At 55.4% G+C, this 24826-nt stretch carries 26 protein-coding genes; 12 read left to right on the top strand and 14 right to left on the bottom strand.

Annotation, left to right across the window (positions count from 1 at the left end):
- Positions 1–8: 8 nt before the first annotated feature.
- The 12 genes from gspM to rhlB form a co-directional block, all read right to left on the bottom strand.
- Complete coding sequence (gspM, locus tag EL386_RS00760) at positions 9–488, bottom strand: type II secretion system protein GspM (protein WP_126452315.1); 480 nt, start codon at positions 486–488, stop codon at positions 9–11.
- Positions 485–1702 carry a type II secretion system protein GspL gene (gene gspL / locus EL386_RS00755; protein ID WP_126452313.1) on the bottom strand — a complete coding sequence of 406 codons (1218 nt, stop codon included), beginning with the start codon at positions 1700–1702 and terminating at the stop codon, positions 485–487. The genes gspM and gspL overlap by 4 nt, the downstream gene beginning before the upstream one ends.
- Before the next feature lie 4 nt (positions 1703–1706).
- The gene (gene gspK / locus EL386_RS00750) at positions 1707–2633 is read right to left on the bottom strand and encodes a type II secretion system minor pseudopilin GspK (RefSeq protein ID WP_172597568.1); all 927 of its coding nucleotides are present in this window, start codon (positions 2631–2633) and stop codon (positions 1707–1709) included.
- 17 nt (positions 2634–2650) lie between these two features.
- Positions 2651–3283: a type II secretion system minor pseudopilin GspJ gene (gene gspJ, locus EL386_RS00745; protein ID WP_126452309.1), complete on the bottom strand. Its 633-nt coding sequence runs from the start codon at positions 3281–3283 to the stop codon at positions 2651–2653.
- On the bottom strand, positions 3283–3657 hold the full coding sequence (gene gspI, locus EL386_RS00740; protein WP_172597567.1) for a type II secretion system minor pseudopilin GspI: 375 nt from the start codon (positions 3655–3657) through the stop codon (positions 3283–3285). The genes gspJ and gspI overlap by 1 nt, the downstream gene beginning before the upstream one ends.
- Entirely contained in the window at positions 3647–4153 is a 507-nt protein-coding gene (gspH, locus tag EL386_RS00735; protein WP_126452305.1) for a type II secretion system minor pseudopilin GspH, read from the bottom strand. The genes gspI and gspH overlap by 11 nt, the downstream gene beginning before the upstream one ends.
- Before the next feature lie 14 nt (positions 4154–4167).
- Positions 4168–4599, bottom strand: coding sequence for a type II secretion system major pseudopilin GspG (gene gspG / locus EL386_RS00730; RefSeq protein ID WP_126457179.1), 432 nt, complete (start codon positions 4597–4599; stop codon positions 4168–4170).
- Between the two features lie 26 nt (positions 4600–4625).
- The gene (gene gspF, locus EL386_RS00725; protein WP_126452303.1) at positions 4626–5837 is read right to left on the bottom strand and encodes a type II secretion system inner membrane protein GspF; all 1212 of its coding nucleotides are present in this window, start codon (positions 5835–5837) and stop codon (positions 4626–4628) included.
- Between the two features lie 26 nt (positions 5838–5863).
- On the bottom strand, positions 5864–7384 hold the full coding sequence (gene gspE / locus EL386_RS00720) for a type II secretion system ATPase GspE (RefSeq protein WP_126452301.1): 1521 nt from the start codon (positions 7382–7384) through the stop codon (positions 5864–5866).
- Positions 7374–9362 carry a type II secretion system secretin GspD gene (gene gspD / locus EL386_RS00715; protein WP_172597566.1) on the bottom strand — a complete coding sequence of 663 codons (1989 nt, stop codon included), beginning with the start codon at positions 9360–9362 and terminating at the stop codon, positions 7374–7376. Before gspD ends, gspE begins: the two co-directional genes overlap by 11 nt.
- Positions 9363–9483: 121 nt before the next feature.
- Positions 9484–10011 carry a type II secretion system protein N gene (locus tag EL386_RS00710; protein WP_126452299.1) on the bottom strand — a complete coding sequence of 176 codons (528 nt, stop codon included), beginning with the start codon at positions 10009–10011 and terminating at the stop codon, positions 9484–9486.
- A 131-nt stretch (positions 10012–10142) separates the two neighbouring features.
- Positions 10143–11438: an ATP-dependent RNA helicase RhlB gene (rhlB, locus tag EL386_RS00705; protein ID WP_126452297.1), complete on the bottom strand. Its 1296-nt coding sequence runs from the start codon at positions 11436–11438 to the stop codon at positions 10143–10145.
- Between the two features lie 159 nt (positions 11439–11597).
- Between rhlB and trxA the strand changes: the two genes are divergently transcribed.
- The 8 genes from trxA to EL386_RS00665 all read left to right on the top strand — a co-directional run bounded on the left by trxA (position 11598) and on the right by EL386_RS00665 (position 18543).
- On the top strand, positions 11598–11924 hold the full coding sequence (trxA, locus tag EL386_RS00700) for a thioredoxin TrxA (RefSeq protein ID WP_126452295.1): 327 nt from the start codon (positions 11598–11600) through the stop codon (positions 11922–11924).
- A 270-nt stretch (positions 11925–12194) separates the two neighbouring features.
- A complete protein-coding gene (gene rho, locus EL386_RS00695; protein ID WP_126452293.1) occupies positions 12195–13454 on the top strand; it encodes a transcription termination factor Rho in 1260 nt (419 codons plus the stop codon).
- A 254-nt stretch (positions 13455–13708) separates the two neighbouring features.
- The gene (locus tag EL386_RS00690; RefSeq protein ID WP_126452291.1) at positions 13709–14068 is read left to right on the top strand and encodes a DUF3135 domain-containing protein; all 360 of its coding nucleotides are present in this window, start codon (positions 13709–13711) and stop codon (positions 14066–14068) included.
- Between the two features lie 101 nt (positions 14069–14169).
- Positions 14170–14385, top strand: a complete 216-nt coding sequence (rpmE, locus tag EL386_RS00685; protein ID WP_126452289.1) for a 50S ribosomal protein L31 — start codon at positions 14170–14172, stop codon at positions 14383–14385.
- Positions 14386–14408: 23 nt separating this feature from the next.
- On the top strand, positions 14409–15212 hold the full coding sequence (locus EL386_RS00680) for a thermonuclease family protein (RefSeq protein WP_126452287.1): 804 nt from the start codon (positions 14409–14411) through the stop codon (positions 15210–15212).
- A 25-nt stretch (positions 15213–15237) separates the two neighbouring features.
- The gene (locus EL386_RS00675) at positions 15238–16713 is read left to right on the top strand and encodes a M48 family metalloprotease (protein ID WP_126452285.1); all 1476 of its coding nucleotides are present in this window, start codon (positions 15238–15240) and stop codon (positions 16711–16713) included.
- A 63-nt stretch (positions 16714–16776) separates the two neighbouring features.
- Entirely contained in the window at positions 16777–18021 is a 1245-nt protein-coding gene (locus tag EL386_RS00670) for a malic enzyme-like NAD(P)-binding protein (protein ID WP_126452283.1), read from the top strand.
- Between the two features lie 111 nt (positions 18022–18132).
- Positions 18133–18543 carry a DUF4124 domain-containing protein gene (locus tag EL386_RS00665; RefSeq protein ID WP_126452279.1) on the top strand — a complete coding sequence of 137 codons (411 nt, stop codon included), beginning with the start codon at positions 18133–18135 and terminating at the stop codon, positions 18541–18543.
- Positions 18544–18587: 44 nt separating this feature from the next.
- Here the strand turns inward: EL386_RS00665 and EL386_RS00660 are convergent, their stop codons facing one another.
- Together EL386_RS00660 and EL386_RS00655 are read right to left on the bottom strand one after the other, a co-directional pair.
- Positions 18588–19214, bottom strand: coding sequence for a hypothetical protein (locus EL386_RS00660; RefSeq protein ID WP_126452277.1), 627 nt, complete (start codon positions 19212–19214; stop codon positions 18588–18590).
- Between the two features lie 54 nt (positions 19215–19268).
- On the bottom strand, positions 19269–21827 hold the full coding sequence (locus tag EL386_RS00655; RefSeq protein ID WP_126452275.1) for a penicillin-binding protein 1A: 2559 nt from the start codon (positions 21825–21827) through the stop codon (positions 19269–19271).
- 201 nt (positions 21828–22028) lie between these two features.
- Between EL386_RS00655 and EL386_RS00650 the strand changes: the two genes are divergently transcribed.
- The 4 genes from EL386_RS00650 to EL386_RS00635 are packed head-to-tail and all read left to right on the top strand — an operon-like array spanning position 22029 to position 24815.
- Positions 22029–23099, top strand: coding sequence for a pilus assembly protein PilM (locus EL386_RS00650; protein ID WP_126452273.1), 1071 nt, complete (start codon positions 22029–22031; stop codon positions 23097–23099).
- On the top strand, positions 23099–23671 hold the full coding sequence (locus tag EL386_RS00645; RefSeq protein ID WP_126452271.1) for a PilN domain-containing protein: 573 nt from the start codon (positions 23099–23101) through the stop codon (positions 23669–23671). Before EL386_RS00650 ends, EL386_RS00645 begins: the two co-directional genes overlap by 1 nt.
- Complete coding sequence (locus EL386_RS00640) at positions 23668–24267, top strand: type IV pilus inner membrane component PilO (RefSeq protein ID WP_126452269.1); 600 nt, start codon at positions 23668–23670, stop codon at positions 24265–24267. The genes EL386_RS00645 and EL386_RS00640 overlap by 4 nt, the downstream gene beginning before the upstream one ends.
- On the top strand, positions 24264–24815 hold the full coding sequence (locus tag EL386_RS00635; protein WP_126452267.1) for a pilus assembly protein PilP: 552 nt from the start codon (positions 24264–24266) through the stop codon (positions 24813–24815). The genes EL386_RS00640 and EL386_RS00635 overlap by 4 nt, the downstream gene beginning before the upstream one ends.
- Positions 24816–24826 lie beyond the last annotated feature (11 nt).

Genomic DNA, 24826 nt, shown 5'->3' with positions numbered 1-24826 from the left:
CCGCTTATTCAGCCACGCTGCAGGATCAGGCGTGCATTGACCCGCCCGGGCTTGGTATGGCGTTCTGTCACCAGGCTGGTGACATGAATACCGTGTTGCTGACGGAGTGCACCCAGCCAGCGGACCAGGTCATCGAAGGCCGCCTGTTCAATCCACACACGCACGCCCTGTTGACGGTCTTCCTCGACCCGTTTGACAATAGCCCCCTGCAACAAGGACTTGGCCGTGCTGTTGATCGTGCCGAGCACGGAACCCTTGCTGGTAACACTGGCACCGGGCCGGTGTGACAGCTGTTTGATTTCCCCGGCGGCCTGCTGCATCCACTGGTATGTCGCCGCCTGGGCCGCTACCGAGGTTTGCAGTTGTGCGCGCTTATTGAGCAGCGGCTCCCACATCAACAAATATACAAGCATCAGCAACAAGAGCGCCGCCCCGGCAAAAACTATCTGCCGCTCGCGTTCATTCAGACCGGCCAGCCACTGTTTCATTTCTGCCTCCCGATGCGCACACGTGTTTCCAGACGATTATTCTTCACCGTTGCCGACTGCACATCCACCTCGATCGCCGGCAAGGCCTCAAGGTGCTGTTTCAGTTTGTCCAGTTGCTGCAGGTCCGTCAGCTGAAGTTCCATATCGATCTTGCCCTGCTTGTAACTCAGGTTTTTAATCTCCATGCCCTTGACCTTGGTCAGCACGGTACCCACCTGGGCCATGAGTTCAAGAAAACCCTCTTCATCGACTGCACCACCACGTAAGGCCTTAAGTTTTTGTTCCATCTGCACCCGGGCATTAACAACACGTTTCGCCTCCGGGAAGCTCTGCCGATAAAGCTGTTCAATCTTGTCTTTATAGTCGGCATCAAGTTCACGTAATTGCCAGTAGTCAATAATCACCGCGGTAAAACTCACCACTAACCACAAACCGAGCAACACCGCGGCCGGTAACCAGCGTCGGCCACCCTTCAGCCATTGTTGCGCCTTTCGATATGGCCCCTGGCAGAGGTTTATGGCCGGCTCACGTTTATAGCCCTCGATAAGACTGGCCAGGGCATCACCATTACAGGCCTGGACATTGACCGGTGCAGCAAAGTCCTCTGCAAGCCCGCCGTCTTGTCCGGCGGTTTGCGAGCAATCGGTAACACTGACGGCATGCACCGGGCTCCCCAGTTCGGCGGCATGGCGCCTGGCGAGGGCCGCAAGATTGGCCCGGTCACAGCAAAAACCACTCTGCCTGCCACTGCGCACGGCCACCAGTCCGTCGGCCCGTTGCAGCGCCGACCAGTCACCATTGATACGTGGCAGGGACAGGTTTTCCGGCAGCATCACGGCCGGGCGGATACCCGCCTGTGTTAAACCCTCCAGCCAGGTCTGCATGCGTTGGTGAGAAACGACTGCGGTATGCAGATTGCCCTCATCATCCTGCTCACCCAGGGCCACGTGCAGGGATTCCACATCGTCAATGAATTGTTCTTCCAGGGCATACGGGGCGGCACGCTGCAGGCGTTGCCGGGACTGGCGTGGCAAGTGGGCGCTGGCCAGCAATACATCGCTCGCCGGGACAAACACGATCACCTCGGTATCGTCCTTCACCGCAGGTATCGCCGACAAGGGCCCACGCTGGATCTCCGCCGGCAGGCCACTGGCGCCCTGGCGCAAGGCCCAGCTGGCGTCTTCTGCATGTAGGTGTATGAATAATTCCTGCATATTTTTATAGTTCCGCCCGGCTGCGTCGAAGCACGCGTAATTGTCCACTACCACCACTTGTTGTGCCAGCCGTCCTGTTTACGACAGCGCCTACACTGGACTGGTGCCTGTCGAGTGACACATCAACCTTGATCGAAAAATAGTCACTACTGACGCTGATACCTTTCACCGTACGTCCGTTCAGGGCCTGCGTGCTGCGAAAGGTGCTCACATCCGCATAGCCCTCTTCCGGTCGCGCCTCGACGAGTGCCTCTGCCTCCGCCAGGTCCATGCCTTGTATACTTGCCGCCAGTATAACCGCAGAGGCGGTATTAATATTTATCTCCACCTGTCCAGGCAAGGCCGTGACGTAAGGTTTAAGGCGCTCATAATCCGCGCTACCGATGCCCTTGACCTGCAAGAGCTCACTACTGCTGACAAAAGGCGCATTGGCCGTACGGTGTGCCGGCTCAAGTCGCAAGTATTCATTATCTTCGGCACCACCCGGAAAACTGGCATTAATATCACTATCGATCCAGTCCAGTATCGGGAACACCAGGTCTGTATCCAGTTCAAGCAGGCCCAACAGACGCTGGAAGCGTTCACGTTCATCCTTGCTCGGCTTGCCCGCCTTGTCCAGCAGGTTATTCAGGTTGAAGCGGCCCTGCAAATCTTCTACCTGCACCTGTATCTTGCCATCTTCTATATCAATAGGCTCACGAAGCGTAGCCCAACTATCCGCGAGGCTATCCGTTTTAGTGTCCCGCTTGTCGCGCAGCAGTACCTGGATCACCCAGGCCTCTGCCGACTGCGTATACAAGCCGGCCTGATCGGCGTTAAATACGTTACCGGCACGCCGAATATCCAGGTGCTGTTGTTTCAGCATTGCCGCCGCCGCCACACTGGCCAGCGCCACAACCAGCAGCGCTGTAATGAGCGCCGTGCCGTTCATTTGAATAGGCAAACTCCTCATCCTGCCACCCGGTAAAGTCGGCGCAGGCTGCCCCAGTGTTTAAGTTCTATATTTAACTCAATCGCCCTCGGTAAGGCTGGCGGCAAGGCCGCCACTGCTGGTGTTGCGCTGGCCACAGGTGGCCACTGTGTCAGCCAGTCACCGTCCTCTGTCAGGTAGCGCAGTTGCAGGTCTTCAACCCCATCCAGCAAGCTTGATTCGTGCGCCGTCGTATCCTGTGCACGATCCAGTACCGGCCAGCTTAAGCGCAGCAAGGCATCCCCGCGTAATACATAACTGATACGTTGTAAGCTGCCTCTGGTTTCACCGGGCAAGGTCCTGCGCCCGGCGACGCTCAGCTCGATGACGGTTTGCATGCCCTCGTAGCTATCCACCTGGTTATGCAGTGCCGGCTGTTGATCACCGAAGGCATCCCGGATCGCACGCGGTGCAGCCTGCTCGAGATCCCGGCCGATACGCAAAAAGGCACGCTGCAAGGTCGCCAGCCGTTGCGACTCCACATCCACGGCGCGGCGCGAATCGAGTACATTGACCAGCCCACCGTACGACAATGCCGCGAGCAGGGAAAAAATCGCCACCGCGACCAAAAGTTCGATCAGGGTCAGACCCGCCTGTCTTGTACTACACATCAGGGTTTAGCCACGTAAGTAATCAGGCTGGCTAGACTCGACTCGGCATCACCGTCTTTTTTAACGCGTATCTCAACCCGCAGTATGTCACTATCCGCCGTCTGGCTGGCCTTACTCTGCAGCTGCCAGGTCTGCCCCGCCATCTCGATTTCATGCTGGCCATTGGCCTTCGCCGTGCTGAGTTGCAATTGCAGCTCGCTGGCATAATTCATCGCCACCCAATGGGCAATGTTGCGCTGCTTAAGGTAATCGGTATTCACCACTCCCGCATTAACACTTCGGATCACCGCTGCCAGGGCAATCGCCACAATCACCAGCGCGACCAGTACCTCGATCAGGGTCATTCCCTGCTCGCTACCCCGCCTAACCGGCATAACGATCATCCTCGGCATGTTGGATCAGACCCTGTGCATCGCCATTGATGGTATAAAGATATTTACGCTGGCTGTCCTGTAGGCTTAACTGGAACGGACTGACTTCACCACTGCTATAAAAATAAATCAGCTGGCCGGTAGAGGTCGCACTGGTCTTGCCGAGACCCTCTACAACCAGCTCTGCCTGTAGGCCATCAGGTAAACTACGCTCACGTAATACTTCATCTTCCTCGATGGCCTGCCATTTGTTTTTATTATCCAGTACCAGGAAACGATAATCCGGCCCGTCAAATTGCATGGCCAGTTCACGGCCTTGCACAACCGCCTCTTCACTGGCCAACTGCATTAAAGCCGTAAGCCGCCGTGATTCTTCCAATACAATATCTTTATCGCTACGCAGGCCGAGTGACAACACCGCAAAGCTCATTGTGATGCCGACGATTACCAGTACGACGAGTAACTCGAGTAAGGTAAAACCTGTCAGGCGTGATTTCATCGCCGAAATATTTCTCAGAGGTCCCAGTTACCGATATCGGCATTCAGACCTTCACCACCGGGCTGTTTATCGGCGCCGAGCGAATAGATATCGATGGCACCATGCACACCCGGGTTCAGGTACTGGTACGGTGTATTCCAGGGGTCTTTCGGCAGGCGCGCGACATAACCGCCCTGTTTCCAGTTACGTGCGGAACTTGGCTTGTTGACCAGCGCCTCAATGCCCTCGTCGGTTGACGGGTAGACATGGTTATCGAGTTTGTAGAAACCTAGGGCTCCCTCAAGGGCGAGGATATCCTGTCGTGCCTTGGTGATACGCGCCTCATCCGGCTTATCGATCACACGTACCACGACAACGGATGCCAGAATGCCGAGGATAACCACGACCACCATGACCTCGATCAGGGTGAAACCCGCCTCACGTCTTTGTTTGTTGCCTTGCTTCATAGTCATTACCTTGTGCCTTTATCTGCTTATTTGACTAACTGGTTCAAATCGAAAATGGGTAACAAAATCGCCAGTACAATCATCAATACGACCGCGCCCATGACCAGGATCAGTGCGGGCTCAAATATCTTCATCAATAAATTGATACGATTTTCCAGTTCGCGTTCCTGATTCTGTGCCGCGCGATCCAGCATATCCTCGAGACGGCCACTGGTTTCGCCACTGCCGATCAGGTGAATGACCATTGGTGGAAAACAGGCACTCTTGTCCAGGGCCTGTTGCAGGCTGCTGCCTTCGCGTACACGAGCCGTCGCCTGTTCTACCGCCTTGCGCATAGGGCGGTTGGCCATTACGTTGGCGCTGATCCGCATGCCCTCAAGAATGGGGACGCCGCTTGAAGTCAGGATGCTGAAGGTACGGGCAAAACGTGCGGTGTTTACACCTTGCACCAATCGACGGATCAGGGGCAGGCGTAACAGCAAGGCATCATAACGAGTATGTATGACCTCATTGCGTAACAAACGCTTCCAGCCATAAGCCGCCGCAATTAATAAGCCCACCACGAACAGTCCAAAGTTCCGGACAAAATCACTGGTGGCGATCAGCGCACGGGTCAGCCATGGCAGGGTCTGACCAATATCGGTAAAGACCTGTACCACCTGCGGTACCACGTAACCGAGCAACAGGGTCACCACTGCCAATGCCGTAAAGGTAAGTACCGCCGGGTAGATCAATGCCTGTGATATGGACTGAATCAGGGCCTGTCGGTTTTCGGTGTAATCGGCCAGGCGTGATAACACCACCTCAAGGTGGCCGGTCTGTTCACCGGCCGCTACCGTGGCCCGGTACAGTTCAGGAAAGATATTCGGGAAATCTCCCAGCGCATCAGCCAGGCTATGACCTTCCTTGATACGTGACCGCGCCGCCAGAATCGTATTTTGCATACGGGGCTTTTCTGTTTGCCTGCCCACTGCGTGCAGCGATTCTTCCAGTGGCAAACCCGCCTCGAGCAAGGTCGCTAACTGGCGTGTAAACAGGGCCAGGTCAGTGGCACTGATACCGCGCCCACCGCGTTTTGTACCACGACGCGACTCGCGCTGGCGCACCTCTTCAACATTTAACGGGCTAAGACCACGATCACGTAGCTGTTGACGAATTTGCCGAGGGCTATCACCCTCCAGCACACCCTTGCGGGTACTGCCTGCTGCATCCAGCGCGGTAAATTCAAAGGCACTCATAGCGTTGACAATCCAGGCTCGCTTGCTCAGTCATCGTGAGTGACCCGCAATACGTCTTCCAATGACGTGGTACCACTTAACACCAGGCGACGTCCCTCCTCGCGGATACCCTGGGTACTCTTCCGTGCCTGTTGTTCCATTTCCTGCTCACTGGCACCGTCATGGATCATGCCGCGCAGGGTTTCATCTATGATGACAAGCTCGTACAAACCAATACGGCCACGGTAACCAATGTTATTACAATTTGGACAACCGACCGCTTCATACAGTGTCGGCGCCTTATCCGCCTCAATACCGAGTGCCGCACAATCACTGGGCTGCGCCACATACGGGCGTTTACAGTCCGGACACAGGACACGCACCAGCCGCTGTGCCAGTACGGCATTCAGACTTGATGACATCAGGAAAGGCTCGACACCCATATCACGCAGACGTGTCACGGCACCGACAGCTGTATTCGTATGCAGGGTCGATAACACCATGTGTCCGGTGAGACTGGCCTGCACGGCGATCTGGGCTGTTTCCAGATCACGGATCTCACCGACCATGACGATATCCGGGTCCTGGCGCAGGATGGCACGCAGACCGCGGGCAAAAGTCAGATCCACTTTCGTGTTTACATGCATCTGGCTAATGCCATCGATGTAATACTCGATTGGGTCTTCGACGGTCATGATGTTACTTTGCTTGCCATTCAAACACGCCAACATGGCATATAGCGAGGTAGTCTTACCGGAACCGGTCGGGCCGGTAACCAGGACAATGCCATGCGGGCGATGGATGACATCATTGATCAGTTTCAGCGTTTGCGGTGGCATCCCCAGGTGTTCAAGATTGAGTCGTCCGGCCTGTTTGTCGAGCAGGCGCATGACCACTCGCTCACCGCCACCAGCCGGTAGCGTCGAGACACGCACATCGACAGCGCGTCCGGCAATCCGCAGCGAGATACGGCCATCCTGTGGCAGACGTTTCTCGGCAATATCAAGTTTTGCCATCACCTTGATACGCGAAACGAGTAACGGTGCCAGTGCCCGTTTCGGTTCGAGTATCTCGCGCAACACACCGTCGACACGCATGCGCACGACGAGGCGATTCTCAAACGGTTCAATATGAATATCCGAGGCATTCTCTTTTATTGCCTCGGTTAGCAGGGCATTGATGAGACGAATGATCGGCGCATCGTCTTCATCTTCCATCAGGTCATCGGGTTCGGGGAGGTCCTGGGCAATACTTAGCAGGTCATTGCCCTCGATGTCGTCCATAATATTCATGGCACCACTCGAACCCTGCTCATATTCACGTTGTAACAAGGCTTCGAATGCTTCATCGCTAATGAAGTCGAGTTTCAGTGCGATACCGAAATGACGACGTACCTCTGCCAGCGTCGTGGCCGTAACACTGTTACGACATGTCAGGGTCAACTGCTGGACGTTTTGTGCAGTCAACAAAACACCGTGCCGCTTGGCAAACCCAAACGGTAATGATGGCAGCGTGACGGGAATTTCATCCACCGTGTCAGCCTCGTCATTTAGTGCTTCAGTTAACATCGCCTTGCTGTACCGGTGTGGTTGGCTCAAATGCCGGTGGTAATATCAGGAACTCATCCAAAGACGGTAGCACCGGGGCGACGTCATCGGGTAACAGATGCACACCATCCTGCCTCGCCTGTATTTGCTGAGTTCGAATGTAATTATATTTACGACTGGTAAAGGCTGCATTGGCCTTGGCATCGCGCATGATCACCGGGTGCAGGAAGACCATCAGATTGCGCTTGACCTTGGTCGCGGTCCTGCTACGAAACAGATTGCCGACGATAGGGATATCACCAAGCAAGGGTACCTTCGAGACCCCTTCCGCCAGGTCATCGGTAATCAGACCACCGAGCACGACGATATCACCATCATCGGCCAGTACGGTGGTCTTGATGGAGCGCTTGTTGGTGATAATATCAGAGGAACCCGTAGTATTGTTTGTGACAACACTCGATGTTTCCTGGGTGATCTCGAGTTTAATCGCATCACCCTCATTGATCTGCGGTTTGACCTTCAGGGTCAGACCAACGTCTTGACGTTCAATGGTCTGGAAGGGATTGGCCAGGCCACCCGTGGTCTGTTGAGTGCCGGTCACAAACGGTACATTCTGACCCACGACGATCTCGGCCTCTTCGTTATCCAGCATCACCAGGCTTGGCGTGGAGAGCACATTCGTATCGTCATCTGAGGCAATCGCGCGCACCAGTACCCCGAAACGGCTGGTACCGACAAGATCGCCGATGCCCAGCGTCAGACCATTACCCACTGCAGTAGTGGGGTCGGTGGCCAGGTCGACGATACCGACTCCGCTGCCCGGGAACTGTGACACTGCGCCCGGATTATCGCCGCCCAGAATAAAATCATTCGCCAGCCATTGCACACCCAGCTCGGAACTCTTGGTCGTGGATATCTCGGCGATCACGGCCTCAACCAGAACCTGTGCACGACGGATATCCAGTTGGCGGATCACCGCCTGCAGGGAGCGCATCTGGTCCGGTGGCGCGGTGATGACCAGGGCATTGGTATTCTCATCGGCCTGGATATTGACCGGTGATGATGTTGCTGAGGCCGTTGCCGCCTTCGCCTTGCCGCCACCGATGCTATCGCTGACACTGGTCAATACCGGTACCAGTGATTTGGCGTCGGCATACTTGAGATAGATCACCTGCGTATCACCACCGGCATCATTCGGCGTATCCAGGTGGGTGATCAGGGCACGCAGGCGCAAACGGTTTGCCTTGTCGCCACTGAGCAGGACACTGTTCGTGCGCTCATCGGCCACCAGCACCGGCTCTTCTGGGCCGCCCTTGGTCGCATTCTGTTTGTTGAGGGCGGTAAGGATGCGCACCATTTCAGTGGCTGAGGCATGCTGTAGCGAGATCACCTCGACGTCTTCATTTCCCGGGCGATCAATGCGACGAATCAGTTTCATGATGCGCGAAATATTTTCTGCACGATCAGAGACGATCAGCACATTCGATGAGGGAAAGGCCGCCATGTGTCCCTGTTGCGGGATCAGGGGGCGCAGGATCGGCACCAGTTGCGTGGCATTAACATAATCAATGCTAACCACGCGTGTCACCAGCTCATCACCCTGGCCCGGCGATTTTGCCGTGGCCGTCGGGATCCCAGTCTGCTTGGCCGTCGCATCCGGGACAATCTTGATCGCCTTGTCGCCAGGCACTGCGGCAAAACCATGTACCTCAAGAATGGATAAAAATATCTGGTACAGTTCGTCACGCGATACCGGTTTATGCGAGATCACCGTAACCTTGCCCTTCACGCGCGGGTCAATAATAAAGTTCTTACCGGTCTTGTCAGCCACCGTCGATATCAGCGTCTTGATATCGGTGTTTTCCATATTCAGGACCGCGGTTTCCTTATCGACCAGCGGTTCCGCCTGTATGGCGGTCACCGACACCGCCAGCATCACGCATAGCGACAGACAGCCGTTCACCAGTACCGTGAAAACCTTGTTGTTTGTTTTTATCATTCGCATCCTGCCGTTAGTTAACCGCCAGCAACCTTTTTTGGCGACAGCCCTACCCCCCGTGAACCCGGCGATAAGACAAAACCTTGTAGAGTCTCCCGTGACAGCCTGTGCGACCATCCATTCAGTTTTTTATTGTGAACTCTTCATTACTGAGTAATTTTCTGCGCAGGGTCAGGGTCTCGGCTCGACCACGGTACTCGATAATAACCCTGTCACTGTATATTTCTTTTACTTCTGCACCACCTGGCAAACTGTCGCCAATGCCATAGGCCTTGTCCTCGGCCTTATTGCCATCGGCGACTATCGCGACGGCGTTGACCTGCTCGGGCGAGGCGATCACGCCACGCAGTAACAGGTTCAACTTGGTCTCGGGTGCGACGGTCGGGCCCTTGCTCACGGCCACGAGTCCGGCATTGCCGAACAAATGCCAATTGGCGATCTGTTGTGCCAACTGTTGCGCCGAGGGTCCGTGTTGTGGCGCTGCCGGGCGCGCTGGCTGGACCGGGTTGTGTACCACGGTCGAGGCCTTGCGTTGCCCGAGCGCCCCCATGATGGTCTGCGCCAGCAATAGCAGCAGCAGCAGGTTCACTGCCCATGCCAGCTGGCGCCCCCCGAGGCGACTGGCTATTTTCCGTAATCCTTCGGCCATAATCCGTCAGCAAAGATAGTGATTTTGTGTCAAAAAAATCGGGAATCATTCCCGATTTCCTTTGTATGTGTTTGATAATAGCAGCTTTATGAGGGGGGTAAAACGCTATTCGTTGCGGTTTTGCACCGCGGTCACGAGCTTCGCTGGCCCGACCTGCGCGGCCCGCCACGACTACGGTGCGGCTTTCCGCCTGCACCGGGCTTGCCATGACGATTCGGCAGGGGTTTGCGCTCGAGCCTTACCATCGGTTTCGGCTCAACCAGGAGACTGGCATCGACATAGCCTACCGGCAGTTTATGCCCGAGATACTCCTCGATATCCATGAGGTTAAAGGCATAGGTCTCGCAGGCAAAACTGATGGCGTCACCGGACTCGCCGGCACGCGCAGTTCGGCCAATACGGTGCACATAGTCCTCGCATTGATCCGGCAGATCGAAATTGAAGACATGGCTGACACCCGGGATATGCAGGCCGCGCGCCGCGACATCGGTCGCCACCAGCACGGGCAATCTACCCTCGGTAAAATCATTTAACAGGCTCTGACGCTTTGTCTGCGGCACATCGCCGGAGAGGATACCTGCACCGATGCCATTACCCTCAAGGAAACCCCAGACCCGCTCAGCGGCACGCTTGGTATTGGTGAAGACGATAGAACGGCTCGGGTCCATGCTCTTCATCAACCCCAGCAATAAAGGGATCTTTTCCTCGTTGGCGGTGTGATAAACCAGCTGTGTCACCTTATCCGCCGTCATTGTCTCGGCCTCGATCACCACGCTTTCCGGGCGGTTCATGTGCTCGTAGGCCAGCTCCATGACGCGATGAGAGAGGGTTGCCGAGAACAACAGACCCAGGCGTTTTTCCGGCTTCGGTGTATGCCGCAACAGGTAACGGATGTCCTTGATAAAACCGAGGTCGAACATACGATCGGCCTCGTCCAGCACCACCACCTGCGTTTCCTGCAGGTTAAAGACATGCTGCTTGAAATAATCGATGATGCGCCCCGGCGTACCGATAAGGATATCGCAACCCTCTTCAATGGTCTGTTTCTGGGTTTCGTAACCGGTGCCGCCATAGGCCAGCGCCAGCTTCAGACCGGTATGCTTGCCAAGCTGTTCGGCATCCTTGTGGATCTGGATGGCGAGTTCACGTGTCGGCGCGAGGATCAGTGCCCGCGGCTGGTTTGGCTTGCGCTTGCCGGAGGCGTGCTTGCGCAACAAAACCGTCATGGTCGCCAATAAAAATGCGGCGGTTTTACCGGTACCGGTTTGTGCCTGGCCGGCCACATCCTGCCCGGCCAGAGCAAGCGGCAGGGTCTTTTCCTGGATCGGCGTACAATATGAAAAGCCTGCATCATCAAGACCTTGCAGGAGTTCCGCGGGCAGTTCGAAAGAAGAAAACTGTGTTTCTGTCAGGTGTGTATCACTCATGGGGAAAGGAGCATAGCAGAATTAAAGCCGTCATGGGGCTTGCAATACCGAACTGATTAGGCTCAAATCTTATTCAGAGAATAAACAACACCCCGATAACTGCCCATCCGGCAGAACACCATAAACAGATATCTTTAAATAAGAATTGGAGGCAAGGTTTTGAGCGACAGTATCGTTCATGTTACAGACGACACCTTTGAGGCCAGCGTCATTAACGCCGAAGGCCCTGTACTCGTAGACTACTGGGCAGACTGGTGTGGTCCATGCAAGATGATCGCGCCGATCCTCGATGAGATCTGTGAGGAATATGCCGGCAAGATCACCATTACCAAACTCAATATCGATGAAAACCCTGGGACGCCACCTAAATATGGTATCCGTGGTATTCCGACCCTGATGATTTTCAAGGGCGGCAACGTCGAAGCGACGAAGGTGGGGGCTGTATCCAAGTCACAACTGACAGCCTTTATTGACAGCAACATCTGAATAACCCGGGCGCGCACTGTGTTTCTGGACGCGCCCGGTATTTGGTGCTAGTGTTACAGGCGTCGGAAACGCATGGCGTAGAAATACCCTATAAATTTCGCCTGAGCCTTTTTCTCATTACCGGCCTGCCCCGACAACCCTAATAACGAACTGATTTAACCTAACCTTAAAACCCTTAAACCAACACGTCGAGGGCTTGGCGTGTCCGGTCTGTATCTGGATCGTTCAAATCTCGCTAACCACCCTCCCTCAAACCAATCTGAAAACATCATGAACCTGACCGAACTCAAGCAAAAATCCGCCGCCGAACTTGTTGCCATGGCACAAGAAATGAAAGTCGAAGGCATGGCCCGCTCGCGTAAACAAGACATCATCTTTGCCATTCTCAAGGCTCACGCAAAAAGCGGCGAAGATATCTATGGTGATGGTGTCCTCGAAATCCTTCAGGATGGCTTTGGCTTCCTGCGTTCCGCCGACAGTTCCTACCTTGCCGGCCCGGACGATATCTACGTCTCACCGAGTCAGATTCGACGCTTTAACCTGCGTACCGGTGACACCATCTCCGGCAAGATTCGTCCGCCGAAAGACGGTGAACGCTACTTCGCCCTGCTCAAGGTGCAGGACATCAACTTCGACAAGCCGGAAAATGCCAAGAACAAGGTCCTGTTCGAAAACCTGACCCCGCTGCACCCAAACGAACGTCTGGCGCTGGAAATTGGTAACGGCAGCAGCGAAGACATTACCGCCCGCGTCATCGACATGGTCTCGCCGATAGGTAAGGGGCAACGCGGTCTGATCGTCTCGCCGCCGAAGGCCGGTAAGACCATGATGCTCATGAATATTGCCCAGTCGATCACCGCCAAGTGCCCGGACTGTCACCTGATTGTACTGCTCATCGACGAACGCCCTGAAGAAGTAACTGAAATGTCACGCTCGGTACGCGGTGAGGTGGTCTCCTCGACCTTTGATGAACCGGCCAGCCGTCACGTACAGGTCGCCGAGATGGTGATTGAGAAGGCCAAACGCCTGGTGGAACATAAAAAAGACGTGGTGATCCTGCTCGACTCCATCACCCGTCTCGGCCGTGCCTACAACACCGTCGTGCCTTCATCCGGCAAGGTACTGACCGGTGGTGTCGATGCCAACGCCCTGCAGCGGCCGAAGCGTTTCTTCGGCGCCGCGCGTAACATCGAGGAAGGCGGTTCACTGACCATCCTCGCCACCGCGCTGGTCGAGACCGGCTCGCGTATGGACGATGTGATCTACGAAGAGTTCAAGGGCACGGGTAACATGGAACTGCACCTCGACCGCAACATTGCCGAGAAACGCGTTTACCCGGCCATCAACCTGAACCGCTCCGGCACGCGCCGCGAGGAACTGCTCACGGATGCGGCTGAACTACAGAAACTGTGGATCCTGCGCAAACTACTGCATCCAATGGAGGACACCGCTGCCAGTGAATTCCTGCTCGATAAGTTAAAGGCGACCAAAACCAATGCCGAATTCTTTGATTCGATGAAGCGCAGTTAAAAACTCTCTCACGAGCAACATCGCAAAAACCCGGCCTTTGGCCGGGTTTTTTTGCCTCGAACCATCGGAGATGGTTGAGGTACTCATGATGAACCCGTTTTTGGGGTTCTATGAGCGTCCTGACGGGCATCTTAATCTCAAAACTATTCTAGAAAACCCTTCTAAGTAACTGACTGTTATCAGTACCAACAGGGTGTTTTGACATGCCCTGAAAATCCGGTAATTATGATTGTGAATCGGAAACGGGCAGCACGATGAATAGCAGTCTTTTCACCGAAATGGGGTTTGATGACTGGTGTGATTTGGCCAGTAAGGACCCGGAAGCCTTCGAGACCGCCCGCGATGCGGTAATCGAGGAATTTCTTGCCTCGATTCCAGGTAACTCGCGCAAACGCCTGCGCTGCCTGCAGTGGCGCATCGATATGATTCGTCAGCGCAGCAGCAACCCTATGGCAGCCTGCCTGGATATTTACAGTATGATGTGGGACCGCCTGGCCGGGGAAAAAGGTATGCTCGAGACCATGCAGTCTATGGATAGCCGGCGACCAGGACCCAGCCCGCAGACAGCGGCGAAAATCCTCCCTTTTCAATGCAAACCGGGGAAAACGGACTGAAACCGTCTTATAGTGCTTGCCCCGCCGCCAGCTTTTTCGTATCATGCCCGCCCTTAACCGTGCGCCCAGAAGCGCCAGTAGAATTCCTAAGGTATACAGATATGAAGCCGGAAATTCATCCTACATACGAGGCCGTCAAGGTCACCTGCAGCTGTGGCAACAGCTTTGACACCCGTTCCACCCGCGGTGGCGATGCCATGACGGTTGAAGTCTGCTCAGAATGCCACCCGTTCTACACCGGTAAGCAGAAATTGCTGGATACCGCCGGTCGCGTGGACAAGTTCAAGCAAAAGTATGGCCGTCGCAAAAGCAGCTAAATAGCGCGCAATTCCCGCTGACGATGCTGCCACAAGCATTTTTAGAAAAGGCGTCCCGCTACGGACGCCTTTTTTATTTCGGCCTGTGGCTGACCAGCCTCAGCACCCTTGCCGCCGCTGAGATCCATTGCCCGCCTTCTCGTATCGATGCCCGGGCACACGTCAGTCATGTCTACGATGGCGACACCGTGCGCCTGCAGTCCGGTGACAAGGTCCGCCTGATCGGCATCAACACACCCGAGATGGCGCGCGATGAGCGCCCTGCCGAACCACTGGCCCGTGCAGCCCGCCAGGCATTGCTCAAACTGCTTCAACAGCACGAATACCAAATCGACCTGCGTTATGGGCAACAACGACGCGACCGTTACGGCCGCTTGCTGGCCCATGCCTATACCCCGCAAGGTGAAAGCCTCGGCACCCACCTGCTTAACAAGGGGCTGGCCAGCCTGATCGCCATACCACCCAATGTGCATGACCTGTCTTGTTATGCCGAGGCAGAGAAAATGGCGCGCAGCAGCAGGCTTGGACTATGGGGCCTGCCGAACATCACCGACTCGTCTGCTCTGTCGCGCCATGCCCGTGGGTTTAAAATCGTGCGTGGCAAGGTCGTGCGTATCGGTGAGGGCCGGCAGAACCTGTGGCTGAACCTCGCCGGTGGGATGGCGCTACGTATCGATAAAAATGACCTGCACTGGTTTGAGCCGCAAAACCCGCGCGCGTTTGCCGGCAAGACCGTTATTGCCCGTGGCTGGCTTTATGCCCGCAAGGGCGAGCAACGCATGCGGGTGCGCCACCCTTATTCATTAGAATTGATGAGTGATGAATGACGAATGACTATCTATAATGAGAGCCATGAGACACCCAACTAATTTACCTGTGCTTGCATCACTGCTGTTACTTGGCAGCCTGTTGTTCAATAGTGGCTGTGCCGTCAACCCGGTGAGCGGGGAGTCTGATTTTGTGCTGCTCTCCGAAGACCAGGAGATCGCCATCGGCCGCGAGAACCACGCCGTGATCATCAAGCGTTATGGCCGCTATAAAGAACAAAAACTCCAGGATTATGTGCAGCAGATTGGTGAACGCCTGGCGGCCGTCAGCCATCGCAGTAACCTGATCTATCGCTTTACCGTCCTCGACAGTCCCGAGGTCAATGCCTTTGCTCTGCCCGGCGGTTATATCTACATCACCCGCGGCCTGCTCGCCTACCTGAACAACGAGGCCGAACTGGCCGCCGTACTCGGCCATGAGATCGGCCATGTCACCGCACGCCACGGCGTCCGCCAGCACAGTGCCGCCACCGCGACCGGCATCCTCGCCGGGGTGCTGGCCTCGCAGACCGGGGTCACTGGTGCCGGTGACCTGTTTAATGTCATCGGTACCGCCCTGGTACGCGGTTACGGTCGCGAACATGAACTCGAATCGGATCGACTCGGTGCCGAATACCTGGCACGTAGTGGCTACGACCCGCTGGCCATGCTCGAGGTCATTCGTGTATTAAAAAATCAGGAGGTTTATGATCGTGAACTCGCCAAGCGCGAGGACCGTGAGCCACGTGTGTATCACGGCGTGTTTGCCACGCACCCCGATAACGACACGCGACTACAACAAGTCGTCGGGGGTGCCCGGGCATTGCAAAAACAAAACGGTCCCAAGCAGATCAACCTCGTCAGCTTCCTGCGTCATCTCGAAGGTCTCGTCTTCGGTGACAGCGAGGAACAGGGCATTCTGCATAAAAACCGTTTTTATCACCGCGAACTAAACGTTACCCTCACCTTTCCCGAGGGCTGGCGTATCGACAACCGGCCCGAGCAGCTAGTCGCCATCGCCCCAAAGAATGCCGGCTTGCTGCAGGTCACCGCATTGGACCTGAACCGTCGGCTGACACCACAGCAGTTCATGCAGGACCGACTGAAACTCGACAATCTGCAACAGGGTGAGGCCTTCCGTCATCATGACCTCGAGGGTTATACCGCCCTTGCCCGTACACGTACAAGCTACGGAGAGCGACTGGTACGGGTTGTGGTCGTGTTCCTCAAGGACAAGGCCTGGGTCTTCAGTGGCGTGGCGAAAGACGAGCAAAATCCATTCCACTTCGACCGCCTGTTTATCGACACCGCCAAGAGTTTTCGTACCCTCACCAGCGAAGAATACGAACTGGCCAGGGCTCACCGGTTACATATCATTACCGCCAAAGACGCGACCCGTTTTGCCCAACTTGGCAAGGATTCGCGCCTGGCCAATGATGCCGAGAACCAGTTGCGCCTGCTCAACCACTACTACCCAACGGGTGAACCGGCCGCTGGCACGCCATTGAAGGTGGTGAAATAAACCTGCCTGGTGCATTTACCCGAGCCATGTAAAATAGCCGCTCATCATTCAAGGCCCTGACCCATGCCCGAAGACTTAAAGACCGCCGCCCTGCGTTATCACGCCGAGCCCAAGCCCGGTAAAATCGCAACCGCCGTGAGCAAGGCCTGTGCCACGCAGGAGGACCTGTCACTGGCCTATACCCCGGGCGTGGCCGCACCCTGTCGCGAGATCCAGGCCGATGCCGAGAATGCCTACCTCTATACCGGCAAGGGCAACCTCGTTGCCGTGATCACCGATGGTACGGCCGTGCTCGGCCTCGGCAATATCGGCGCACTGGCCGGCAAACCGGTCATGGAGGGCAAGGCGGTGTTGTTCAAGCGCTTTGCCGACATCGACTGTTTTGATATCGAGGTCGACGCCGACAACCCGGATGACTTTGTCGACACCGTGGCGCGTATCGCCTCCGGCTTTGGCGGCATCAACCTTGAGGATATCGCCGCCCCGCACTGTTTCGATATCGAAAAACGCCTGATAGAAAAGCTCGATATCCCGGTCTTCCACGATGACCAGCACGGTACGGCCATTATCATTACCGCCGGCCTGAAAAATGCCCTCGCGTTGCAGGGCAAGACCTTCGCCGAGGCCCGTGTGGTCTGCCTCGGTGCCGGTGCCGCCGGGATCGCCGCCATGCACATGCTCGTCGCCATGGGCACGCCCAGGGAAAACATCCTGCTGTGTGACCGCAAGGGCGTGGTACACGCCGGCCGCGATGACCTGAATGCACAAAAGCAGGCCTTCGCCAGCGGCCACTCGGAACGCACACTCGAGGAGGCCATGCGCGGGGCCGATGTCTTTATCGGTGTCTCCGGCCCGAACCTCGTTACCCCGGCCATGATCACGAGCATGGCCAGCAAACCGGTTGTATTCGCCCTGTCTAACCCCGACCCGGAAATCAGCCCGGCCGATGCCATGGCCGCGCGCGATGACCTCATCATGGGTACCGGCCGCTCGGATTATCCCAACCAGGTCAACAATGTGCTCGGCTTCCCGTTCATCTTCCGCGGCGCGCTCGACGTGCGTGCCCGCGAGATCAATGCGCCGATGAAGGTGGCGGCCGTCAACGCACTGGCCGCACTCAGTCGTGAGGCCGTGCCGGCAGAGGTCATCAAGGCCTATGGTGGCAAGGCCATGCAGTTTGGCCCTGATTACATCATCCCCAAGCCGCTCGACCCGCGCCTGAAAGACTTTGTCTCCGCCGCGGTGGCGCGTGCCGCCGTCGACAGCGGCGTCGCCGGGCTGCCCTACCCGGCCGACTACCCTAAGTAACCCCCGATCACTCTGTCCGCCATTTCCTACAAAGATCATCGCCCATAACTGGCATGGTTTTTTTTCCGCACAGCTATAGTTAATCCATCAATATGCAGAGGGAGACCACGGATGGTCCGCTCAATCATTATTCTATTGCTGTGCCTGACCGGCCGCGCCCAGGCCGGCCCCATCTATCATTCCACCGATACCCAGGGTCGCAGTGTCTATAGCGATAGCGCGCCTGACCGTCCACATGATGAGGTCATTATTGAACAAACCAATGATTATGACTGGCATCAGTTTGACTACACCCCACCGAAGGCGCGCAAGAAGAAAAAACACAAGGCAAAACGTAAAAAGAAGACCGCGCCAAAACTGAGTTTTGACCAGTTACGCAGCAAGTGCCAGACGGCCAGATACCGGTATCAGAATTATCGTGGTCGCGGGGGTAATGATGACTGGGGGAAATACAAGGCCAAGTTGATTAAATATTCTGAGAAGCGGGATTATTGGTGTAGTCGATATTTGAGAAGAAAATAGCGTAGCTATTTTTTTGGTTTGTTTTTTTAAAGGCTTTTAAGTTTTTAAAGAAAGCCAATTTCATCCTCATGAAGCAACTCCTCCACATCACTAATACTCGCCCTCTCCATGCGCTTGCCATCCACCGGTGACAAGGGTGCCTGCCGTTGCCCGTCTATCGGAAAGACAACAATATCTACCGGCACATCACCGGCGATAAAGCTGTAGGCGGTAAACAGTTCATAATTATCTTTCGAGGTGCGAAAACGTTTTTCGCGCTGCTCGTGCGGAATCTTGTGACGGGTCAAAAAGTGACTGACTGTTTCGGGGGAGTCGGCAAATACGTGCAGGTTGACATCGGAGTGCTCACCGGCGGTACCGCGCCATACCGAGCCTACCAGGCGCGGCTGAAAGTCTTTTAACAGGCCCATAGCCTTTATGGCGGTTTCCCTCAATGCCTGCAGGCGTTGCGGCTGGGCATGGGATTTGAAGATGCGCTGGTATTCGAGGATGGCCTCTTCGATCTCGGTATTCCGTGGCATGACCTGCCGATCAGTGATACCTAAGCTATCGGCGGCCTTTTGCTTGGCGGTAAGAAAATCCTTGATACCGTGTTCGACCATGAGCCGTGCGGCATCCTGGGCGATGCGCTGGCGAATCTCTTCATCACGCCGTTGTGAGTGGCGGCCCATATTGAAGGCCCTCTTCTTGATTATTCTTGCTCAGGTTATACCAGCAATGACAAATTAAAACAGCTGTTCCGGTATTGCCGATGGCGGGCTGGCTGTTTCATGAACCGGACCCGCCCCCTTGTTTACCTCAACCGTCTGCTTGGGTACATTATCGCTACGGAAGGTTTCAAAGATAGCGTTTTCCTGTCCCTGTGCAGCGAGTAGACCGGTCTCCGGGTCAACCCGGATAGTGACCAGACCGGCTGGCATCTCGACCTGTTTTTCCGGGACACCCTTCATGGCGTTCTCCATAAAGTATACCCACATCGGCAGTGCGGCACTGGCACCGGTTTCGCGTTTACCCAATGGCTCGTGTTTATCAAAACCCACCCATGCCGTAGTGACCAGGGTGCTGCTGAAGCCCGAAAACCAGGCATCTTTCTGATCATTGGTGGTGCCGGTCTTGCCGGCCAGGTCTCGTCGACCGATAGACAGGGCACGCCGCCCGGTGCCCAGCAAGATCACGTCACGCAGGATGGTGCGCATGATGTAATTGGTCTGCGCTGTCATGACGCGTGGCGCAACAGCTGCTGGCTTTGCCCCGCTCTCTTCACCAAGCCCGTCCGGTTGCGTGCCGGCAGGCTTGTCTGTATCTGCCCTGGGTTCTGTCTCGGCACGTATCTTTTCACATTCACGGCAGACCCGGAGTGGCTCATGCTGAAAAATAATATTGCCCTCGCTGTCTTCAATGCGCTCAATAAAATACGGTTCAACCCGATAGCCGCCATTGGCAAGAATCGCGTAGGCGCTTGCCACTTCCAGTGGTGTAAAGGAGGCACTGCCAAGCGCCAGTGAAAGGTTCTTCGGTAACCGGTCGGTATCAAAACCCAGCTGCTGCAGGTAACTGATGGCAGTTTTAATTCCGATAGCGCGTAACAGACGAATCGAGACAAGATTACGTGAATTGGTCAGGGCGACGCGCAGGCGTGTCGGCCCAAAGAACTTGCCGCTGTAGTTCTCAGGTCGCCAGGTATTTTCCAGCCCCTGGTCTTCAAATACGACCGGCGCATCGTTAATCAGGCTCGCGGCGGTAAAGCCGTTTTCCAGTGCCGCTGAGTAAATAAACGGCTTGATATTGGAGCCCGGCTGGCGGCGCGCCTGGGTCGCCAGATTAAACTTGCTCAGGTAATAATCAAAACCGCCGATCAGGGCCTGGATGGCACCGTCCTCCGGGTCCAGGGTCACCAGTGCACCGCTGACATTCGGCAGCTGCGCCAACTGCCAGTTACCCTGTACGTCTTTGCGAATGCGTATCACGTCCCCCTGGCGGAGGATGTCTGCGGCAAACCGCAGTGCCGGGCCACGGGTGTTTTCATCCTCAAAGCGGCGCGCCCACTTCAGGCCGTTCCAGTCGATGCGGATCACCTCGCCGTTCTCGCGTATAACACTGGCCGCCTGGTCTTCCAGATGCAGTACCACGGCAGGTAGCAGGTCGCCGCTGATCTGGCGCTGGTTCAGCTCTGCCCGTAGCGGCTCGATAAGTGCTTCCGATAAGGTCTTAATGACTACCGGCGTGGAATCCAGACCTTTTGGTTTGTTCAGCGTTGGCGACTCAATAGGCGGCAAGGCGGCCAATAACTCGGGGCTAAACGTCATATGCCCCTCTACACCCCGATAGCCGTGGCGCTGATCATATTCGAGCAGATTGCGATGCACGGCGTTGTCGGCATAGCGCTGCAGGCGGGTGTCCAGGGTGGTGTAGACGCGGTAGCCCGATGTATAGGCCTCCTGGCCATAACGTTCATACATTTCGGCCCGCACCATCTCGGCCATGTAGGGGGCGGCCAGTTCCACGCTCTGCCCGTGCAGACGGGCGTTGTCGACACTGGCCACGGCCTGCTCATAGTCCTGCTTGCCGATAAAACCCAGCTCGAACATGCGGCCAAGGACATAATCGCGGCGGATGGTGGCGCGGCGAATATTCGTGATCGGATTGTAGCGCGAGGGGGCCTTTGGCAGACCGGCTATCATGGCCACCTGAGGGACTGATAAATCATTGATATTCTTACCATAATATACCTGGGCGGCAGCCGCCACGCCATAGGAACGATGTCCCAGGTAGATTTTGTTCAGGTATAACTCGAGAATATCCTGCTTGCTCAGTTCACGTTCTATCTTCAGGGCCAGGAATATCTCACTGATTTTGCGCAGGTAGGTCTTCTCGCGGGAGAGGAAAAAGTTACGCGCCACCTGCATGGTGATGGTACTGCCCCCCTGACCTTTCTGGCCGGTCTTAATTAAATGCACCACGGCACGCAAAATACCCTGGTAGTCGACGCCGGGGTGTTCATAAAAGCGGTTATCCTCGGCGGCAAGGATGGCCTTAAGCATCAGGTCAGGGGCCTCTTCGAATTTCAGGGGGGCCCGTTTCTTTTCGCCAAACTCGGCGATAAGGCCGCCGTCCCTCGAGTGGACCCGCAGAGGGGTCTGCAGGCGCACATCCTTCAATGACTCTATAGAAGGTAGCTGTGGTGCCAGATATAAATAGGCCGCCGCAGTCGCGACCACGCCGAGTGTAAAGGCGCTGAACAGCCCGATAAGGCTAAGGCGAAGGAATTTAAGGAAAAATTTCATGAAATACGTGTAAGCGCTTGATTCCCGGTGTGTGACTTGCTTCAAAGTGTTGAACTGATGGATGGATTATAAAGGGAATCCAAAACATTGCGATACCAGAGAAAGTGACTAATTTAATATTGATAAATAGTTGACTCTGGTATTTAATGTAGTTAAACATATAAGTCCGCTAAGCACACGGATGATAAAAGGAAAATCAAGGTGGCGTTCTCAAGTCTGTTCCAGAAAAAGCAGCCCCCGTTACTGGGGCTCGATATCAGCTCCACGGCGGTGAAGTTGCTGGAGTTGAGCCAGTCGGGTGGTCGCTACCGCGTGGAGAGCTACGCCGTCGAGCCGCTGCCCTTAAATTCCGTGGTTGAAAAGACCATTAGTGATGTCGAGGCCGTTGGCGAGGCCATAAAGCGAGCCGTGAAACGCTCTGGCTCGAAGACCAAAAACGCCGCCGTGGCCGTGGCCGGCTCGGCCGTCATCACCAAGATTATCTCCATGCCCGCCTCGCTGTCAGATGAGGATATGGCCAGCCAGATCGAGCTGGAGGCCGACCAGTACATCCCCTACCCGCTCGAAGAGGTGAATATCGACTTTGAGATCATGGGCAAGTCCGAAAATGACGATGAACGTGTCGACGTCCTGCTTGCCGCCTCGCGCAGTGAAAACGTCGATGTACGTATCGCCGCTTGCGAGATCGGCGGCCTGAAGGCGGCGGTTGTCGATGTCGAGGCCTATGCCATGGAAAATGCCGCCGGCTTGCTCGCCAGCCAGTTGCCGGAACGTGGCGCCGGCAAGACCGTGGCCATTATTGATATCGGCGCGACCATGACCACGCTCAGCGTGCTGCATGACAACAAGATCATTTATACCCGCGAGCAGGTGTTTGGTGGCAAGCAACTCACCGAGGAAATTCAACGTCGTTATGGCCTGTCTTATGAAGAGGCCGGTATGGCCAAGCGCCAGGGCGGACTGCCGGATAACTATGTGCCGGAAGTCCTCGAGCCCTTCAAGGAGGCCATGGCGCAACAAGTCAGTCGCTCACTGCAATTCTTCTTCTCTTCAAGCCAATATAACAGTGTCGATCACATTGTCCTGGCTGGTGGCAGTGCCTCAATTGCCGGGGTCGATGAATTGATTGAAGCCAAACTTGGCACGAATACCACTGTCGCCAACCCGTTTGCGAATATGTCACTGTCCCCCCGGGTCAAGGCACAGACGCTGAGTAACGATGCACCGGCTTTGATGATTTCCTGCGGTCTGGCTTTAAGGAGTTTTGACTAATGGCAAGGATTAACCTGCTGCCGTGGCGCGAGGAACTGCGCCAAGAACGGCAAAAACAATTTCAAATGGTCGCTGGTCTGGCCGCCGTCCTCATGTTGGCCATTATTATGCTGGTGCATATCCGTATGGGTGCCGTGATCGATAATCAAGTATCGCGTAATAGCTACCTTGAGAACGAAATCAAGATACTGGACAAGCGCATCAAGGAGATCAAGGACCTCGAAAAGGCAAAGGCACGGCTGCTGGCGCGCATGGACATTATCCAGCAATTGCAGGGCAGCCGCCCACAAGTCGTGCACGTCTTTGATGAACTGGTCACCACATTACCGGATGGTGTTTACCTGACCAATATTAGTAATAAGGGCTCTGCGATTAGCCTGGATGGTTTTGCCCAGTCCAATGCCCGCGTCTCGTCTTATATGCGCAAGGTAGACAGTGCCGCCTGGCTGACCGACCCGCGCCTGAATGTGATTGAGGCCAAAGATCAAAAAGGGCAACGCATCAGCAAATTTATCCTCAAGGTTCAGCAGACCACGCCGGGTAACCAGGCAACCGGGGAGGGCGTTCAATGAACCTGAATGACCTCAATGAACTCGATTTTCAGGATATGGGCAATTGGCCACTGCCGGCCAAGGCTATCGCCATTGCCTTCCTGTGTATTTTGATACTGTTTGCCGGTTACTGGTTTGATACCAAAGACCAACAGGCTGAGATTGAACGTCTTGAGCAAAAAGAACAGCAGCTTAAACAGGACTTCATGACCAACGCCCGCAAGGCGGCCAGCCTCGAACTCTATAAGCAACAAATGCTTGATATGCAGCAGTCATTCGGTGCCATGCTCAAACAACTGCCAAGCAAGACCGAGGTGGCTGAATTGCTGGTCGATATCTCACAAACCGGCCTCGCCAGCGGCCTCGAGTTCGAATTGTTCCAGCCAACCGCCGAGATACCGCTCGAGTTCTATGCCGAGTTGCCCATCAAGCTGCGCGTGACCGGCCAATACCATGAGTTTGGTAATTTTGTCAGCGGCATCGCTGCACTGCCACGTATCGTGACCTTGCATGACTTCAGTATTAAGCCCGCTGGCAGCAAACTGGTCATGGAGGCAACGGCAAAGACTTATCGTTACCTTGATGAAGAGGAAGAAGCGAAGGGGGCCGCGAAATGAGTACGCCAAAACATTTCACACATGCCCTGCTGATCACTACGATGGCCGGACTTGTCAGCGCCTGTGGCGGTAGCAACCACCAGGACCTGCAAAATTTTGTCGACACGACAAAAAAGCAGGCACAGCAATCTAGCTCTGTCGAACCGCTACCCGACATCAAGCCTTATGAAACCTATCTGTATAAGGCAGACAGCAAACGTGACCCGTTTACGCCTACCCTGGTTATTGACGAGACCACCGAAACAGCGACAGGCGATGGTATTCATCCGGACCCGAATCGGCGCAAAGAGGCCCTGGAAAACTATCCATTGGACTCCTTGCGCATGGTCGGCACGCTGCAACGCGAGGATCAGCTATGGGCCATCGTCAAGGTCATCAATGACCCGGATGGTGGCATCCATCGTGTCATCACCGGTAATTACATGGGCCAGAATCATGGTCAAATCGTTCGTATCTCTGAAGAGCAAATTGAACTCGTAGAAATCATTCCGAATGGACTTGGGGGTTGGCGTGAAAGCGAATCCTCCATCGCCCTGAGCGAAGAATGAGGGAAAACACA

Origin of the sequence: Sulfuriflexus mobilis (assembly GCF_003967195.1) — a bacterium.
GTDB classification, from domain to species: Bacteria; Pseudomonadota; Gammaproteobacteria; order AKS1; family AKS1; genus Sulfuriflexus; species Sulfuriflexus mobilis.
Note: the sequence above shows the minus strand (reverse complement) of the source record. Positions and strands in the feature narration are given on the sequence as shown.